Origin of the sequence: Micromonospora sp. NPDC049101, from assembly GCF_040648675.1 — a bacterium.
In the GTDB taxonomy this organism is placed as follows: Bacteria; Actinomycetota; Actinomycetes; order Mycobacteriales; family Micromonosporaceae; genus Micromonospora.
Genome location: NZ_JBEZED010000009.1, coordinates 1 through 16,081 on the forward strand (window position 1 = coordinate 1; position 16,081 = coordinate 16,081).

The following is a 16,081-nucleotide window of genomic DNA, read 5'->3' on the forward strand; positions in this document are numbered from 1 at the left end:
GCGCAGCAGGGTGGCGTCGAACTGTGTTGCCCAGTCGACGAGGACGCCGACGGCCTTGTCGGCGGCCTCCGGGCCGGCGCTGGCCTGGACGGTCTCGACGGTGCCGGCGATGACCCGCACCTGCTCCACGTCGACCGACCCGCCGGCCAACGCGTCCCGCACGCCGGGCGGGGCGGTGTCGAGCGTCGCGGCCAGCTCGACCAGGCGGCGGGCCGCGCCGACCCCGAGGCGTAACCGGTCGCGGAGCCACACCGCCGTCGAGGACGCGCCCTGCGCCGTCGCGGTGCCGCGACCGTCCAGCTCGCGCACGAGGGTCAGCTTGACTGCGGCCAGTCGCTGCTCAAGGCGGTGCGTGGCATCCAGCGCCGCCACGAGATCGTGCTCGCTGGCGGCCCAGGCCGCTGTGTCGAAGCAGGCCGCCACGGCAGCCTCGGCCTGCTCCAACGTTTCAATCACGCCAATAGATTAGAACAGGCGTACGACATTCTTCTGTCGTCTGCTCGCCCTGGCGGTAGCGGTGACAGGCCCGGATCAGCGCGCGGGACCGCGGTCAGGGCTCGCCGCCGGAGTCGCTGGCGATGCCACTGTTGTAGGCCTGGTTGTCGTCGCCGCCGTACCCCTCGCCGCGCATGGTGCCCCGGCGGTGGCGGCGCTGACGGTGCCCGCTCGCCTGGATCGCCTGGCGGGCTCGGCGCATCGTCTCGCCGGCTCCGGCCGGTGCGCGACGCCTGCGCCGCCCGACGACCAGCAGCGCGGCCACCAGGAACACGGCGAGCAGCAGGGCGCCCACCCCGACCAGGATCCACACTCGTCCATCCATGTTCGCGATGGTAGGGATGCGGATCCGGCCGAGCTGGTGGCCGCCCGAGGGGGGCGGCCACCAGCCGGGCGTGCTCAGGAGAGCGAGCAGGGGCTGCCGTTGACGGTGACCAGGCCCGGGTTCGGGTTGGCGCCGCCGGAGGTGGTCGCGTTGAAGCCGAACGTCACAGTGCCGCCAGGATTGATCTTGGCGTTGTGTGACTCGTTCTTCGCGGTCACCGTCGCACCGGACTGGGTGACCTTCGCCAACCATGCCTCGCGCACCCGCTGGTCGCCGGTGAACGCGAAGCGCACGCTCCAGCCGTTGACGGCCGTGGCACCGGTGTTGCGGATGGTCAGCTGGGAGGTGAATCCGGTGCCGCCCTGCCAGGTGCCGTAGTTGCTGTAGGTCACCGAGCAGGTGGTGGCCGGCACCGCGCCGGCGTCACCCTGGTCGGCCAGGAACGAGGCGATCCAGGTCAGCGCCGAGTTCCAGTTGATCGCCACCTCGTTCGTCGAGTACGAGTTGATGTCGTCGACGTAGCAGAACTGCGGTGCGCAGCCGGCGAGCAGTTTGGCCACGAACGGGTCCTGGAGGGCGGCGTTCGCGCCACCGGCGAGGGAGCCGGCGGGCGGGCGGGGCAGGTTCGGGTCGAGCTGGTGGCCGAAGATCCGGCTGTGCTGGTTCTCTGCCGCGTGCTCGCCCCACCCGGTGACATAGGAGATGTTGAGGGCGTTGCGGCCGAGCACGTAGTCCATCGCCTGCGTCGCGCCGTCGCGGTAGACGGGGTTGCTGGTCAGGTCGAAGGCGGTGCCCAGCACGATCGCGTTGTTGATGATGCTGCTGTTGCCGCCCCAGAAGTAGCTGTTGGCGTCGCCGGGCATCGGCAGCCCGTACGCCTGCCGGCGGAGCTCGGCGAGGTACGCGTCGGCGGCGGTGGTGACCGAGGCGCGGATCCGGGTGAGGTCGGCGGTGGGCAGCCCGCTCGGCACGGTGGCCAGGTCGAGGCGGCCCAGCGCCGCCGTGCTCTGCCAGCCGAAGCCGCGCGGGTCGAACACGTCACCGGTGTGGTGCGGCGACGCGGTCAGGTCGGTCAGGTAGGTCTGCGCACCGGTGCTCAGGTACAGCTCGGCCGCCGCCCAGTAGAACTCGTCGGTGACATTGCTGTCGTCGTACGCGCCGCCACCGGTGCCGTCGGTCGGGCTGGCGTACACCGCGGGGTGGGCCTTGGCGGCGGCGTAGGCCGTCTTCGCGGCGGTGCCGCAACGGGTCGCGAACGCCGCGTCGTAGGGGGCGAAGAGCCGCGCGCACTGGGCGGCGGTGGCGGCCAGGTTGAGGGTGGCCGCGGTCGACGGCGGGTGCAGCTCACGCGGCTGCGGGTCGTCCTGCGGGGCGAGCGGCAGCCCGGTCCAGTTCTGGTCGTGGATCTTGTGGTGGACCATGCCGGCGAGCGGCTTGCCGGCCGGCACCTGCATGCGCAGCAGGAACTCCAGCTCCCAGCGGGCCTCGTCGAGGATGTCCGGCACGCCGTTGTTGCGCTCGGGCACCCGCAGCGTGCTGTCGGCGAGTGCGGCGCCGCCGTCGGCGGTGGCCGCGGTCTTGGTGCGCTCGAAGGTGTTCAGCAGTTGGTAGGTGGCGATGCCGCCGTTGACGACGTACTTGCCGTGGTCACCGGCGTCGTACCAACCGCCGCGCACGTCCAGCGAGTAGTCGCAGACGCCCGGCTGGCAGGGCACGTTGGTGTCGCCCTTGTTGGGCGCCACGTCGAGGTGCCCGGCGGGGCGGGCGTACTCGTCGCCGATCAGGTCCCCGTCGATGGCGATGCCGCTGCGCTGGGCGTAGAAGAACTGCAGCGAGTCGGAGCGCAGTTGGTCGTAGAGGGTGCCGGAGATGTCGAACGGGCGGCTGGTCTCGCCGTCGACGGTGAGCGTCAGCCCGCTGCCGGGGGTGCGGTAGCTGGAGAAGTCGACGGTCTGCACGTTCTGCCCGGAGGCGGCGTCGACGCCACGCGCGGTGGTGGTGCCACTGGCCACGACGGCACCGGCACCCGTGCGCAGCTGCCAGGGCAGCGGATCGGTGGACTCGGTCACGACCGTGGCGTTCTTCGGGCCGCCGGGCAGGTAACCGACCTGGTTGACGCGGACCCGCGGCCCGGTGTCCGGCACGTACGGCTCGGGCGGTTCGCCGCCGCGCAGCGAGACGTCGTCGAGGCAGATGGTCTGCGTCTGGGCGGAGCCGCCGACCTGGAAGATCAGCTGGGCGCCGGGGTTGGTCTCCGGGACGGTGAAGGTCTGCTCGACGCGCTGGAGAGTGCCGGTCGCGGTGGCGTCCACCGCCGCGTACGTGGTGTACGGGGCGCTGCCGAGTTGCAGCACGGCCTTGAGGGAGGCGCCGGGGGAGGCGGAGACGTCGAAGCCGAGGGTGTATTCGGCGCCCGCGATCAGCGGCACCCCGTCCTGGCCGATGCCGGCGTCCCAGGGGTTGGCCAACCCACCCGCCACTGTGGTGCAGAGCTGGCCGTCGGTGACCGCGAGCGCGCCGGTGCCGAAGGAGAACCAGGGGCTCACGCCCTCGCTGAAGTCGCCGTTGTCGATCTGCTCGGGGGCGTCCGGTGGTGGCTCGGCGTGGGCCGCGCCGGCGCCCGCGCCAGTGAGGGCCAGGGTGGTCGCCGCGGCCAACAGGAGGCGGCGTCGGGATCTCGTCACGGGGAGTCCTTCCGGACGGGTGGGGGACGGTGGTGGTGGCGGATTCCTGGGAGCGCTCCCAGGTATCGGCTCGATGTTTCCAGCGGCGGCACGCCGTGTCAATTGATCTGACTGGATGGTTTCTGGCGTGTGACGAGGGCGGGTGCGGCGGCCGCCGCATCCCGGGACACCGGCGTGCGGACGTGAGATTCACCGCGCCACGCGCCGTCGTCCTGATCTCCTAGAGACAACTGCGCCCTTCGCCTGGCAGGCTGCCTCCCATGACCCTGAAGCTGCGTTCCGTCGGAACGAGCGACCGTGGGCTGATCCGCAGCGGAAACCAGGACGCCCTGCACGCCGGCGACTGGCTCGTCGCCGTCGCCGACGGCATGGGCGGGATGGCCGCCGGCGACCTGGCCAGCGCCCTCACCATCGACGCGGTGGCCCCGCTGGACGTGGAGACCCCCGAGGACGCCCTGGTGGCCGCGCTCGAAGGTGGCATCGCGCTGGCCACCTCCCGGATCCGGCAGGCGGTCGCCGAGGATCCCGAGCGTCAGGGCATGGGCACCACACTGACCGCCCTGCTCTTCGCCCGTACCGGCAGTTGCCTGGCCCTCGCGCACGTCGGCGACTCCCGGGCCTACCTGTTCCGCGAGGGCGTGCTCAAGCAGGTCACCCGGGACGACACGTTCGTCCAGATGTTGGTGGACCAGGGTGTGATCACCGCGGACCAGGCCAGCAGCCATCCGCGCCGGGCCGTCGTCACCCAGGCCCTACAGGGTGACGAGGTCACCCCGTCCTACTCGACGATGGTGCCCCGCGTCGGCGACCGGTGGCTGCTGTGCAGCGACGGGCTCTCCAACGTCGTCCGCCCGGACACCCTCGCCGAGGTGCTCCGGGACTATCCCGATCGGACGGCCTGCACGGCCAAGCTGATCGATCTGGCACTGCACGCCGGCGCACCCGACAACGTGAGTGTCGTGGTGGCCGACGTCCTGCAGGAGTAGGGCCGCCGCTCACCGTCGGCGTGGCGTGACGCGCCGGGTGGGCGTCGCCGTCGCGGGGTCCTCCGGCCACGGGTGCCGGGGATAGCGCCCGCGCAACTCGGCGCGCACCTGCGGGTAGCCGGTACGCCAGAACGACTCCAGGTCGGCGGTGACCGCCACCGGCCGGCCCGCGGGGGAGAGCAGGTGCAGCAGCACCGGCGTCCGCCCGGCACCGACGCGGGGAGCCGTCGACCAGCCGAACGTCTCCTGGAGCTTCACCGCGAGCACCGGTGCGGCCGGGTCGGTGTAGTCCACCCGGACCCGGGAACCGCTCGGCACCTCGATCCGCTCCGGGGCGAACTCGTCCAGGCGGGCGGCCTGCGCCCAGGGCAGCAGCCGGCGCAGCGCCGAGGTCACGTCCACCCGGGCCAGGTCGGCCCGCCGCCGGGCCCCGGTCAACTCCGGGCCCAGCCAGGTCGGCGCGGCGTCGAGCAACGCCTCGTCGCCGACCTCCGGCCACGGTGCGCCCAGATGGTGCCGGAGGAACCCGAGACGCTCACGCAGTGCCCGCGCCGCCGGCGTCCAGGTCAGCAGCCCCAACCCCTCCTGGCGCAGGCCGGTCAGCACCGCCGCCGCCACCTCCGCCCGCTCCGGCCGGTCCAGTCGCCGCTGGAGCAGCTCGATCGCGCCCAGTCGGGTCACCTCCCGGGCCACCACGTCGCCGTCGGACCAGCCGACCTCGCGGCTCGTGCGCAGCAGCGGCCCGGCCGCCTCCCGGGCCGTCGCCTCGTCCACCGGCGAGGCCCGGCGGATCCGGGCCGACGGCGCGCCGGGGGTGCGGTCCGCGACGGCCACCGCCAGCCAGTCGGACCCGGCCAGCCCCGACCCGGCCGCCAGCTCCGCGGCGGTCCCGCCGGTCATCAGGTACGCCGAGCCGCCCGGCCGCCGCACCCGGGCCAACCGCTCCGGGTACGCCAGACCGACGAGCAACCCGGCGGCGAGATCGTCACTCAGGCCACCCGTGCGGTCAGCCCGGTGCCCTTCGGCGCGGTCGGCCGTGGTCCGGTCGCGCTCGGTCCGGTCGCGCTCGCTCCGGCGGCGTGTGGGGCTCGCTTCGGCGCTGGCCGGGGCGGGGCCGTCGGAGCCGGAGGGCAACGCGGCGCGCAGCCGGCGTACCTCGGTGCGCCACCGGGCGGTCGCGCCCGCGTCGACTCCGGTGCGTAGCCGACGCCAGCCGGCGACCAGGTCGTCACCGGGGCCGGCAGCGCTCTCCTCGGCGAGCAGGGCGACCACCTCGGCCGCCCGGTCGGCGCCGACCCGACCGGCGCCGTCGAGCAGCGCCCGGGCCAGCCGTGGGTGCGCGCCGGCGGCGGCGATCGCCCGCCCGCGCGCGGTGATCCGACCGTCGACGTCGACCGCGCCCAGGGTGCGCAGGGTGTCCTGGGCCACCGTGAGCGCGGCGGCCGGTGGCGGGTCGGGCAGCGCGAGCCCGACGCCGTCCGGCGAGCCCCAGGCGGCCAGCTCCAGTGCGAAGCCGGTCAGGTCGGCGGTGGCGATCTCCGGCTCGGCTCGGGCGGGCAGCCGCTCGTGGGTCGCGGCCGACCAGCAGCGGTAGACGTAGCCGGGGGCCTCCCGGCCGGCCCGGCCCGCCCGCTGGGTGGCGGCGGCTCGGGAGACCGGCACGGTGACGAGCGCGCCCAGCCCACGGGCGAGGTCGATGCGGGGCACCCGGGACAACCCGGCGTCCACCACCACCCGTACGCCCGGCACGGTCAGGCTGGTCTCGGCCAGCGCGGTGGCCAGCACGACCCGGCGGCGATCGGCGGGGCGCAGGGCCGCGTCCTGCTCGGAGCCGCGTTGCCGACCGTGCAGCGGCAGCAGCGCGACGGTGTCCCGCAGATCGGCCAGCCGGCCGCTGACCGCCGCGATCTCGCCGGCTCCGGGCAGGAAGACCAGCACGTCACCGGCACGCTCGGCCAGCGCCCGCCGGACGGTGGCGGCCACGTGGTCGAGCAGGGCCCGATCCACCGGCCCGGCTCCGGACGGGGCGATCGGACGCGCCGGCGGCGCCCAGATCCGCTCGACCGGGTGCAGCGCCGAGTCGGCCCGGACCACCGGGGCCGGGACGGACCCGCCGAGCAGCGCGGCGAAGCGGTCCGTGTCCGGAGTCGCGGACATCGCCAGCAGCCAGAGATCCGGGCGAAGGGTGGCCCGCGCCTCCACGGTGAAGGCCAGCGCCAGGTCGGCGTCGAGTTGCCGCTCGTGGCACTCGTCGAGCAGCACCGCGCCCGTGCCGGGCAGCTCCGGGTCGTGGTGCAGTCGGCGGACCAGCAGGCCGGTGGTGACCACCTCCACCCGCGTGGCCGGGCTGGCCCGGCGCTCGCCGCGCACCGCGTAGCCGACGCGTTCGCCGACCCGCTCGCCGAGCAACTCGGCCATCCGGCGGGCGGCTGCGCGCGCGGCCACCCGGCGGGGCTGCGCGATCACCACCCGACCGCTCACCTGGTCGGCCACGGCCAACGGCGCGAGGGTGGTCTTGCCGGTGCCCGGCGGGGCGACCAGGACGCCGGCCCCGGCCGCGTCGAGTGCCGCGACCAGCGCCGGCAGCACCGGGCGTACCGGCAGGTCCAGGGTTACGTCGGAGAGCACGGCCCAGTCTCGCACCGGCGCGGGCGCCTCAGGGGCGACGGACCTCGCCGACGCCGAGCACGAAGGCCCGCCAGGCCGTCGGGCCGAAGGCGAGCGCGGGACCGGAGCGGTCCTTGCTGTCCCGGACGGCGACCTGGCCAGCGGCCGTCGCGACCTCCACGCAGTTGCCGTTGCCGCTGCTGCGCGTGCTGGTGCGCCAGTCCAGCCGGGTCAGGTCGTGCGCCGTCATCTGCGGTACCCCTCGTCTGCGTCGGCATGCCGCCGAAGCGGTCACGCAAAGTAACGAGAAGCGTCCTCCAGGCGGATCAACGATGCCGCCGGATCGAGCGCCAGACGGCACAGCTCCTCGTGGAGAAGGCTATACCGGAGCACCTGGTCGACATCCTCCAGCGCCAGTCCCATCGATAGGTTATCCAGGTAAACCACGGATGCGTCGGCGGTGTCGGCGAAGTTGAGGAGCACGTATGGGGTGCTCATCGCGGGATGCCCGCCGGCCGCGAATGGAAGTACCTGAACTATTACGTTGGGTAGCTGCGCGATGCGACTCATGTGGACCAACTGGTCGGCCATCACCGCGGTGCCGCCCACCGGGCGCAGCAGCACCGCCTCGTTCAGTACCACCGACAGGTGGACCGGGTCGTCGCGGCGCAGCACCTCCTGTCGGCGCAGTCGGGCGGCGACCTTGCGCTCCAGGCCGTCCTCGCCGGCGGTGCGCCGGAAGATCTCCCGGGCGTACGCTTCGGTCTGCAGCAGCCCGGGCACCGACTCGGCCTCGTACGTGCGCAGCGCCGCGGCCTCGGCTTCCAACCCGACGTAGAACTCGAACCACTCGGGCAGCACGTCGCTGTAGCTCTGCCACCAGCCGCGCTGCTGGGCCCCTCGGGCGATCTCGATCAGCGCCTCGGCGTCCGATCCGGTCACCTGGTAGAGCGCGAGCGCCGCCCGGACGTCGCGTGGCTTGATGCCGATCTGCGCGGTCTCGATCCGGGAGAGGTTGCTCTTGGACATGTCGAGCTGACGGGCGGCCACATCGAGGGTCATGCCCGCGCGTTCCCGTAGCTGGCGGAGCTCCCGGGCGATGCGTCGACGGCGCACGGTCGGGCTGGCGGTGGGCCCGGTGGTGGGGGTGGCGGTCACCGTCCGAGTCTGCCACGACAAGATCCGCAGGTCGCCCCAGCACGCAGTGCAACTTTCAAATCTGGGAGTTGCGTTGCAGTAGCTGTCGGTGCATCCTTGCCCGGTCGCGATCACTTGTGGACACACCTGTGCGGGAGGGCCGTTGCTCATCGCCGACGAGTTCTTTCTGATCGCACACAACGACAGTCGTGGCAAGGCCAAACTGCATCCGGCGGCGACCGGCCTCGGACTGGCCGGCGGGCTGCTCGGCGAGCTGCTCATCTACGGACACATCCACGTCGCGGCCGGACGGGTCACCGTCATCGACAGGCGTCCGCCGGCCGACGCCCTCGCGCACACCGTGCTCGACCAGCTCATCGGCGAGTCCCAACACCAGGAACTGCGTACCTGGCTCAGCTTCCTGGCGCAGACCGCGACGGCCTCGGTGGGGGAGCGGCTGGCCCGCGCCGGGGTGCTGCGCCGCCAGGAGAGCCGCCGGCTGCTGCGCACCTCGGTCACCTACCTGCCGATCGACCTGAACGCGGTGGCCTGGCCGGCCACCCGGCTGCGGGCCCTGCTGGACCGGCCGGACCCGCCGAGCGTGCCGGACGCGCTGTTGCTGGGCCTGGTCGTGGCCGCCGGGCTGACCCGCGAGGTGCTGTGGAGCGCCGGCCCCCGCGCGCACCACCGGCTGAACGTCCTCATCCCCGCGTTGCCGGCACCCCTGAAGGAACTCGTCGGACACACCGAAGCGGCCGTCGGCGCCGCCGTGCTGCGCGGTCTCCCCTGACCCCCCGGTAACCCCTACCCTCCCCTCGACAACCGGAGTAGTCGTATGCCCCCGACATCGACAGTCGACCGACCCAGCAACGTCTCCGAGGCCCTGGCCCGAGGCCGCCTCGGCATCCCCTCGGTGATCTTCTTCGTGCTCTCCGCCGCCGCGCCGCTGACCGTGGTGGCCGGCGTCGTCACCACCGGCTACGGCGTCATCGGGGTGACCGGCATCCCGCTGGCCTTCCTGCTGGTGGCCGCGGTGCTCGCCCTGTTCTCGGTGGGCTACGTGGCGATGTCGCGGCGGGTGGAGAACGCCGGGGCCTTCTACGCCTACATCTCCCGCGGACTGGGCCGACCGGCCGGCGTCGGCGCCGCCTGGGTCGCGCTCGTCGCGTACAACGCGTTGCAGGTCGGCCTGTACGGCACCATCGGTGTGGCGGCCGAGCCGGTGCTCGACCGGATCTTCGGCGGGCACCCGCACTGGGCCGTCGTGGCCCTGGTGGCGTGGGCGTTGGTCGGCCTGCTCGGCATGCTCCGGGTGGACATCAACGGGATGGTCCTGGCCGCGCTGCTGGTCGCCGAGATCGTCGTGATCCTCGTCTTCGACCTGGGACAGCTCGGCAACCCGGCCGGCGACCAGGTCAGCTTCGCCACGTTCTCGCCGGACAACCTCTTCGTGCCGGGCGTCGGCGCGGTGCTGGTGCTGGCCATCCTCGGCTTCGTCGGCTTCGAGTCCGCAGTGGTCTTCAGCGAGGAGAGCAAGGACCCGAAGCGGACGGTGCCGCTCGCGACGTACCTCTCGGTGGTGATCATCGCCGGGCTCTACGCGCTGTCGTCGTGGACCATGACGGTCGCCGTCGGGCCGGACCAGATCGTCGCCGAGGCCGGCGAGCAGAGCGTCGGACTGATCTTCAACCTGGCCGCCGCGCACCTCGGCGACACCGCAGTCACCATCGGGCAGGTGCTCTTCCTGACCTCGGTGCTCGCCGCGATGATCTCGTTCCACAACACCACGGCCCGCTACGCCTTCGCGCTCGGTCGGGAGCGGGTGCTGCCGGCGGTGTTCGGGCAGACCTCGCCCCGCAGCGGGGCGCCCCGGGCCGCCTCGCTGGCGCAGAGCGTCCTCGGTCTCGCGGTCATCCTGCTGTACGCGGTCAACGGCTGGGACCCGGTGGTCCAGCTGTTCTTCTGGGGCGGCACCACCGGTGGGTTCGGCGTCCTGCTGTTGATCGCCACCACCTCGGTGGCGGTGATCGTCTACTTCGCCCGCTCCGGCGGCGGCGAGAACCTCTGGCGGCGGGCCATCGCGCCCGGCCTGGCCACTATCGCGCTCTTCGTGATCATCTGGCTGGCCGTGTCGAACTTCGCCAACCTGCTCGGCGTCGCGCCGGACTCCACCCTGCGCTGGGCACTGCCCGCCGTCTACCCGGTGGCGGCGCTCCTGGGCGTCGGCTGGGCGCTGGTGTTGCGCGGCAACCGACCGGACACGTACGCCCGCATCGGCCTCGGCGCGGCGAGCGCCGCCGTCAAGCCGGAGACGCCGGCCACGGTGGGGGTGACCCGATGAGCGTGACCATCGAGCGACTCGGGCCGGAGGAGACCACCCTCGTGGCCAACCGGATCGCCGAGGCGTTCACCGCCCTGAGGGTGACGTACTGGCTGGTGCCCGACGCGAGCAAGCGGGAGGCCGTGCTGGCCGGGGACTTCGAGATCCTGGTCGGCCACGCGATGCGGCACGGCATGGTCCACGCCACCGCGGACCGGGCCTCGGTCGCGGTGTGGTTTCCGTCGGTCGGCGAGCCCGCTCCGCCGCCGGAGGACTACGACGCCCGACTGGCCGCCGCCTGCGGCGAGTGGACCGACCGGTTCCAGCATCTCGACGAGTTGTTCGCGGCGAACCACCCGCACCCGGACCACCACCACCTGGCCTTCCTGGCGACCCAGCCGGGCCGGCAGGGGCAGGGGCTGGGCAGCGCGCTGATGCGGCATCACCACGCCTGGCTGGACGCCAACGGGATGCCGGCGTACGTCGAGGCGAGCAGCCCGCGCAGCCGGGACCTGTACGCGAAGCACGGCTACCTGGCCGGCGAGCCGTTCCGGGTGCCCGACGGCACACCGTTCTGGCCGATGTGGCGGCAGCCGGCCGACGGCTGACCCCACCACCGACGTGCGGAAGGGACCTCCGCACGTGTCACGCGAGCGTGACAACGGGGGTACGACAGAGGGCCGGGTCCGTCGACCCGGCCCTCTGTCGTGACTGGCTCAGTAGGTGCCGTCGAGCTGCCCGCGCAGCTTGGTCAGCGCCCGGGTCAACAGCCGCGAGACGTGCATCTGCGAGACCCCGATCTGGTCGGCGATCTGCGACTGGGTCAGGTTGCCGTAGAAGCGCAGCGTCAGGATCTTCTGCTCGCGCTCGTCGAGGGTGGCCAGCGCCGGGCCGAGGGCGACCCGCAGCTCCGCCAACTCGAACTCGTTGTCCTCACCGCCGAGCATGTCGCCCAGCTCGGTGGCGCGCTCGCCGTCACCGGTCGGGGTGGACAGCGACACCGCGTTGTAGGCGCGGGCGCCCTCCAGACCCTCCAGCACCTCTTCCTCGGTGAGCTTGAGGTGGGCGGCGATGTCGGCGACGGTCGGCGAGCGGCCGAGGGTCTGCAGGAGCGAGCTGTTGGCGTCGGAGATGGCCAGCCGCAGCTCCTGGAGCCGGCGGGGCACCCGGATGTCCCAGGTGCGGTCCCGGAAGTGCCGCTTGAGCTCGCCGATGATGGTGGGGATCGCGTACCCGGCGAAGTCGACACCGCGGGACGGGTCGAACTTGTCGATGGCCTTGATCAGGCCGACCGCGGCGGTCTGGGCCAGGTCGTCGGTCGGCTCGCCGCGCCCGCTGTAGCGGTGGGCCAGGTGGTTGGCCAGCGGCAGCCAGGCCTCGATCGCCCGGTCCCGCAGGGCGGCCCGCGACGGGTGGTTGGCGGGCAGCGCGGCCATGGCGTTGAGCAGATCGGCGGCGCTGTCGGTGAGAGCGCGCGGGTCGAGCTTGGTGGTGGCCTTGGCAGTGGTGCTCGGCTGCTCGGTGATCGTTGGCGCGGTCATGGGTGGTCCTCCCTGCACCTCGTCCGCGGACAAAAAGGTGTGGCACTTTGGTTTAGCTTTCAATGGGCCGTTCGGGACTCACCTTAACCTGATCGTCTCCCGGAAATCTAGCCGAAAGGCTGATGTACTTAAGGTGTGTCGAGGTACGAAAGGTGCAAATAGGGCGCAGGTTGGCAGGTGTGTGATCACCCTTACCCGTTTCCGGACGGCATTCGGCATCGACCAGCACCCGGACTCGTCCGGTCAGCCCCTCCGGCTCCACCGATGGGTCAATACGAAATCCGACATGTGGACAGGAGTGTCGACTATCCGTCGTTGTCCCGCTGGTGGGACCGGCCGTAGCGTCGCTGTACACACCCGGTTCGGAGGCACCGTGCTCGATCCCGCCGCTCCCCAGCTCGTCGTGAACAGCCGCACGCTCTACTTCAGCTGGGTTCCGGCCGACCCGGACGCGGTCGCCGCACTGGTCCCGCCCGGCCTGTGCCCCCGCCCCGACCACCAGGTGTTCCTCAACCAGTACGTCGTCGAGGACGAGACGCAGACCTCCGGCTTCGGCGCGTACTCACTCACCTACCTCGGCGTCTCGCTGCTCGGCGTCGACGCGCCCGGCGGTCTCAACCCGGGCGGCTGGTGGACCACCTACGTGGCCTCCAGTGGGCGGGTCCGTGACTACGCCGCCGCTCGCGGTGCCCCGGTGTGCACCGGCCGGACCCGGATCGAGGTGAGTGGCGAGGCGCTGCTCTCCGAGACGGAGATCGACGGGACGACGCTGATCCGGGCCCGGTGCCGAGTGGGGGAGACCGGCCACGCGATCAGCAGCGGGCACCACCGCTACTTCACCCGCCGCGACGGGCAACTGCTCAGCTCGGTCTACCCGTTCGTCGCCGAGCCGGTCGCCCCGTTCGAGGTCGAGTGGGTGGAGTTCCCGCAACCCGAGCATCCGCTGTACGCGCTCCGCCCGGCCAACCCGCTGACCATCGGCTTCGGCTACTACTCGCCGCGCTCCTCGTTCGCCTACCCGGGTGGGCTGAGCGTGCACCCGGTCGCCGCCCCGGCGGAGTCGACCCGACCGGCTCACCAGGTGCCGGCCAGCCTCGCCCGCAGCGGCCTGCCGTCCGGGTCGTAGACCAGCCGGTACACCGGCAACGCCCAGGCACGGGTGTACCACGGCAGCCGCTCGGGGCGGTGCGGGCGCAGCCGGCCGGGCGGTCGCTCGCCCACCTGGCCGTCGTCGTACCACTGCTGGAGCGCGTCGGCGGCGGCCGTGACGGCCGCGACGGCGTCCGCCGGGTCGAGCAGGTCGGCGTCGTCCGCGCCGTCCGGGTCCCGGTCCAGGTGCTCGCGCCACAGACGAAGTCGTAGGTCCCGGGCGAAGACGCGCGCACCGTCGCCCTGGCCGGCCGGGTCGGTGGGCTCCCGCTGGTCGCGGGTGTCGTCGAGCACCGCGCAGGACAACTCGCTGTCGTGCGTCCAGGACCGGCGGTTGAAGTTGTCACTGCCCACGCTGGCCCAGACGTCGTCGACCACGCACACCTTCGCGTGCACGTAGACCGGGTTGCCGGTGTGGTTCTCCACGTCGAACACGTGCACCCGGTCCGGTGCGGCCCGCTCGCACAGCGACAGCGCCTGCTCGCGGCCGACCATGTTCGGTGGCAGCGCCAACCTGCCGTCCACGTCCGGGTGCCGGGGCACCACGGCGATCAGGTGCAGCTCCGGGTTGTCGCGCAGCGCGTGCGCGAACAGGTCCGCCACCTCGGACGACCACAGGTACTGGTCCTCCAGGTAGATGAGTCGGCGGGCGCGGCGTACCGCCTTGGTGTAACCGCGGGCCACGGTCCGCTCGCCGTCGGGTGCGAACGAGTAACGCGGGCGGACGGCGGGGTAGGTGCGTAGCACCTGGATCTGGTGCGGACCACACTCGGGCGGGTCGGCGGGCTGCTCGGGCAGCGGGTCCGGCCGCAGGTCCGCGCCGCGCAACCGGTCCCGCAGGTAGGCCATCGGGTTCTCCGAGTCCAGCGGCATCGGGTCGGTCCAGCGTTCCCGGAACAGCGTGTCCAACGCGCCGACCACCGGACCGCGCACCGCGAGTTGCACGTCGTGCCAGGGTGGGTTGGGCCCGTACCGCTGTGACATCTGCACCGGCTGCGGGTCGCCGTGGTGCGCGGCGTCGTCGCGCCGGCTGTGGCACAGGTCGATCCCCCCGGCGAACGCGACGTCCCGGTCGGGTGCGCCCGGGTGTCGCAGCACCACCAGCTTCTGGTGGTGCGAGCCGCCGCGCCGGACCCGCTGGTCGAGCAGCACCTCGCCGCCGGCCGCGGAGATCGTCTCGCTGAGGTCGCGATTCTCCGCCTCGCTGTAGGCCAGCACGTCGAGGTGCGAGCGCCAGATCAGGCCCTTGACCACCACGCCGCGCTGGGCGGCCTGGGCGAAGAGCTGGGCCACGGTCGGGCCGTCGGGGCGCAGCCGCTGGTCCGGATCACCCCGCCAGTCGGTGAAGAACAGGTGGTCACCGGCCTGAAGCGCCTGCACCTCGTCGACCAGCCGGTCGAAGTACGCGGCACCGTGAATCAACGGCTCGGCCAGGTTTCCCGTGGTCCAGACGGGTAACCCAGACACCGGGTTGGCGCGTTCCTGCGCGGTGAGGAACCAGTCCTGCGACGGCAACGTCCAGCCCCCCTGGAGGTCGGCAACGTCCTCACGGTAGGACCCCGGACGAGGGTCCGCACGCCAGCCCGGCAGACCGGTGACCTGGCCAACGCCATCGAAGCGACACGACAACAGCCGAGGAGGCCACACCATGCCCCGCGACACGACGAATCCCGTGACCGAGTACCGCGAGCCGGCGGTGGAGAGCGAACGGGGTGCGCTGGTAGCGGTGTTGGTGATGGTGATTCTTGGTGTCGCTGGGATTTTTGCGGTCTCCTGAGGCGGCGCCGGCGCGCCCGTGGTGAACCGGGGGCGCCGGCGCCGAACTCAGTGCCGACGAAGGGTCAGGGCCGGGTGCCCTGGCCGCCGGTGTGCGGCAGCCGCTCGGTGGGGATCACGCCGAGCCGGCCGGCCTTGAAGTCGTCGAACGCCTGGAGCAGCTCGTCGCGGGTGTTCATCACGAACGGGCCGTACTGTGCCACCGGCTCCCGGATCGGCTTTCCACCCATGATGTAGAGGTCCAGCGCCGGGGTGTTGCTGGCCTGCGCGGTGTCCGCGGCGAAGCGCAACGCGTCGCCCGAACCGTGCACCGCGAGCTGGCCGGTGCGGACCGGCCGCCGCTCGGTGCCGACCGTGCCGCGACCGCCGAGCACGTACACCAGGGCGTTGAAGTCGGGCTGCCAGGGCAGGTCGACCTGCGCCCCCGGCTGCACCGTGACGTGGGTGATGGTGATCGGCGTGAAGGTCGACCCCGGGCCGCGGTGCCCGGCGACCTCGCCGGCGATGACCCGGATCAGCGCGCCGCCGTCGGGCGTGCTGAGCAGGGCCGACTCCCGACCCCGGATGTCCTGGTAGCGGGGCGGGTTCATCTTGGCCGAGCGCGGGAGGTTGACCCAGAGCTGGGTGCCGTGGAAGAGGCCACCGCTCACCACCAGGTGCTCCGGCGGCGCCTCGATGTGCAGCAGGCCGCTGCCCGCCGTCATCCACTGCGTGTCGCCGTCGGTGATGGTGCCGCCGCCGCCGTTCGAGTCCTGGTGGTCGAAGACGCCGTCGATGATGTACGTGACGGTCTCGAAGCCGCGGTGCGGGTGCCACGGGGTGCCCTTCGGCTCGCCCGGCGCGTAGTCGACCTCGCCCATCTGGTCGAGGTGGATGAACGGGTCCAGGTCGGTGGTCGACACCCCGGCGAAGGCGCGACGGACCGGGAAGCCCTCGCCCTCGAAGCCGCTGGGCGCGGTGGTCACCGTGCGGACCTTGCGGAATGCGGTGCTCTCGCCGAGGTGGGGCAGGCGCGGCAGGACAACGACGTTGTCGACGGTGATCGCGGGCATCGGGGGCTC

Annotated in this window: 15 protein-coding genes; 6 read left to right on the top strand and 9 right to left on the bottom strand. The window is 72.6% G+C overall.

Going from position 1 to position 16,081, the window contains the following annotated elements:
• The 3 genes from AB0B57_RS14230 to AB0B57_RS14240 form a co-directional block, all read right to left on the bottom strand.
• A partial coding sequence (locus AB0B57_RS14230; RefSeq protein ID WP_357068985.1) for a DUF222 domain-containing protein occupies positions 1 to 456 on the bottom strand: 456 nt, incomplete at its 3' end.
• A 94-nt stretch (positions 457 to 550) separates the two neighbouring features.
• The gene (locus tag AB0B57_RS14235; RefSeq protein WP_357068987.1) at positions 551 to 820 is read right to left on the bottom strand and encodes a hypothetical protein; all 270 of its coding nucleotides are present in this window, start codon (positions 818 to 820) and stop codon (positions 551 to 553) included.
• Positions 821 to 894: 74 nt separating this feature from the next.
• Complete coding sequence (locus tag AB0B57_RS14240) at positions 895 to 3,504, bottom strand: glycoside hydrolase family 9 protein (RefSeq protein ID WP_357068989.1); 2,610 nt, start codon at positions 3,502 to 3,504, stop codon at positions 895 to 897.
• Positions 3,505 to 3,764: 260 nt separating this feature from the next.
• Here AB0B57_RS14240 and AB0B57_RS14245 point away from each other — a divergent pair, with 260 nt between their 5' ends.
• Positions 3,765 to 4,490 carry a protein phosphatase 2C domain-containing protein gene (locus tag AB0B57_RS14245; protein WP_357068991.1) on the top strand — a complete coding sequence of 242 codons (726 nt, stop codon included), beginning with the start codon at positions 3,765 to 3,767 and terminating at the stop codon, positions 4,488 to 4,490.
• A 9-nt stretch (positions 4,491 to 4,499) separates the two neighbouring features.
• Here the strand turns inward: AB0B57_RS14245 and hrpB are convergent, their stop codons facing one another.
• Genes hrpB through AB0B57_RS14260 form a run of 3 tightly spaced genes read right to left on the bottom strand, consistent with a single transcriptional unit; the run spans position 4,500 to position 8,213 of the window.
• On the bottom strand, positions 4,500 to 7,118 hold the full coding sequence (gene hrpB, locus AB0B57_RS14250; RefSeq protein ID WP_357068993.1) for an ATP-dependent helicase HrpB: 2,619 nt from the start codon (positions 7,116 to 7,118) through the stop codon (positions 4,500 to 4,502).
• Between the two features lie 28 nt (positions 7,119 to 7,146).
• Entirely contained in the window at positions 7,147 to 7,347 is a 201-nt protein-coding gene (locus AB0B57_RS14255; protein WP_357068995.1) for a DUF397 domain-containing protein, read from the bottom strand.
• A 41-nt stretch (positions 7,348 to 7,388) separates the two neighbouring features.
• Positions 7,389 to 8,213, bottom strand: coding sequence for a helix-turn-helix transcriptional regulator (locus AB0B57_RS14260; RefSeq protein ID WP_357069434.1), 825 nt, complete (start codon positions 8,211 to 8,213; stop codon positions 7,389 to 7,391).
• 184 nt (positions 8,214 to 8,397) lie between these two features.
• Between AB0B57_RS14260 and AB0B57_RS14265 the strand changes: the two genes are divergently transcribed.
• Genes AB0B57_RS14265 through AB0B57_RS14275 form a run of 3 tightly spaced genes read left to right on the top strand, consistent with a single transcriptional unit; the run spans position 8,398 to position 11,162 of the window.
• Positions 8,398 to 9,024: a GPP34 family phosphoprotein gene (locus tag AB0B57_RS14265; protein WP_357068997.1), complete on the top strand. Its 627-nt coding sequence runs from the start codon at positions 8,398 to 8,400 to the stop codon at positions 9,022 to 9,024.
• Between the two features lie 45 nt (positions 9,025 to 9,069).
• Entirely contained in the window at positions 9,070 to 10,575 is a 1,506-nt protein-coding gene (locus AB0B57_RS14270) for an APC family permease (protein WP_357068999.1), read from the top strand.
• Positions 10,572 to 11,162 carry a GNAT family N-acetyltransferase gene (locus AB0B57_RS14275; RefSeq protein ID WP_357069001.1) on the top strand — a complete coding sequence of 197 codons (591 nt, stop codon included), beginning with the start codon at positions 10,572 to 10,574 and terminating at the stop codon, positions 11,160 to 11,162. Before AB0B57_RS14270 ends, AB0B57_RS14275 begins: the two co-directional genes overlap by 4 nt.
• Before the next feature lie 108 nt (positions 11,163 to 11,270).
• Here the strand turns inward: AB0B57_RS14275 and AB0B57_RS14280 are convergent, their stop codons facing one another.
• Complete coding sequence (locus tag AB0B57_RS14280; RefSeq protein WP_357069003.1) at positions 11,271 to 12,095, bottom strand: SigB/SigF/SigG family RNA polymerase sigma factor; 825 nt, start codon at positions 12,093 to 12,095, stop codon at positions 11,271 to 11,273.
• Between the two features lie 373 nt (positions 12,096 to 12,468).
• On the opposite strand from AB0B57_RS14280, the gene AB0B57_RS14285 reads away from it, so the two are divergent.
• Complete coding sequence (locus AB0B57_RS14285) at positions 12,469 to 13,221, top strand: hypothetical protein (protein WP_357069005.1); 753 nt, start codon at positions 12,469 to 12,471, stop codon at positions 13,219 to 13,221.
• Here the strand turns inward: AB0B57_RS14285 and AB0B57_RS14290 are convergent.
• Positions 13,170 to 14,759 (bottom strand): phospholipase D-like domain-containing protein, encoded by a 1,590-nt coding sequence (locus AB0B57_RS14290; protein WP_357069007.1) that lies wholly within the window; start codon positions 14,757 to 14,759, stop codon positions 13,170 to 13,172. The genes AB0B57_RS14285 and AB0B57_RS14290 overlap by 52 nt on opposite strands.
• A 133-nt stretch (positions 14,760 to 14,892) precedes the next feature.
• On the opposite strand from AB0B57_RS14290, the gene AB0B57_RS14295 reads away from it, so the two are divergent.
• The gene (locus AB0B57_RS14295; protein ID WP_255508778.1) at positions 14,893 to 15,021 is read left to right on the top strand and encodes a hypothetical protein; all 129 of its coding nucleotides are present in this window, start codon (positions 14,893 to 14,895) and stop codon (positions 15,019 to 15,021) included.
• A gap of 64 nt (positions 15,022 to 15,085) precedes the next feature.
• Here the strand turns inward: AB0B57_RS14295 and AB0B57_RS14300 are convergent, their stop codons facing one another.
• A complete protein-coding gene (locus tag AB0B57_RS14300; protein ID WP_357069009.1) occupies positions 15,086 to 16,072 on the bottom strand; it encodes a pirin family protein in 987 nt (328 codons plus the stop codon).
• Positions 16,073 to 16,081: the final 9 nt, after the last annotated feature.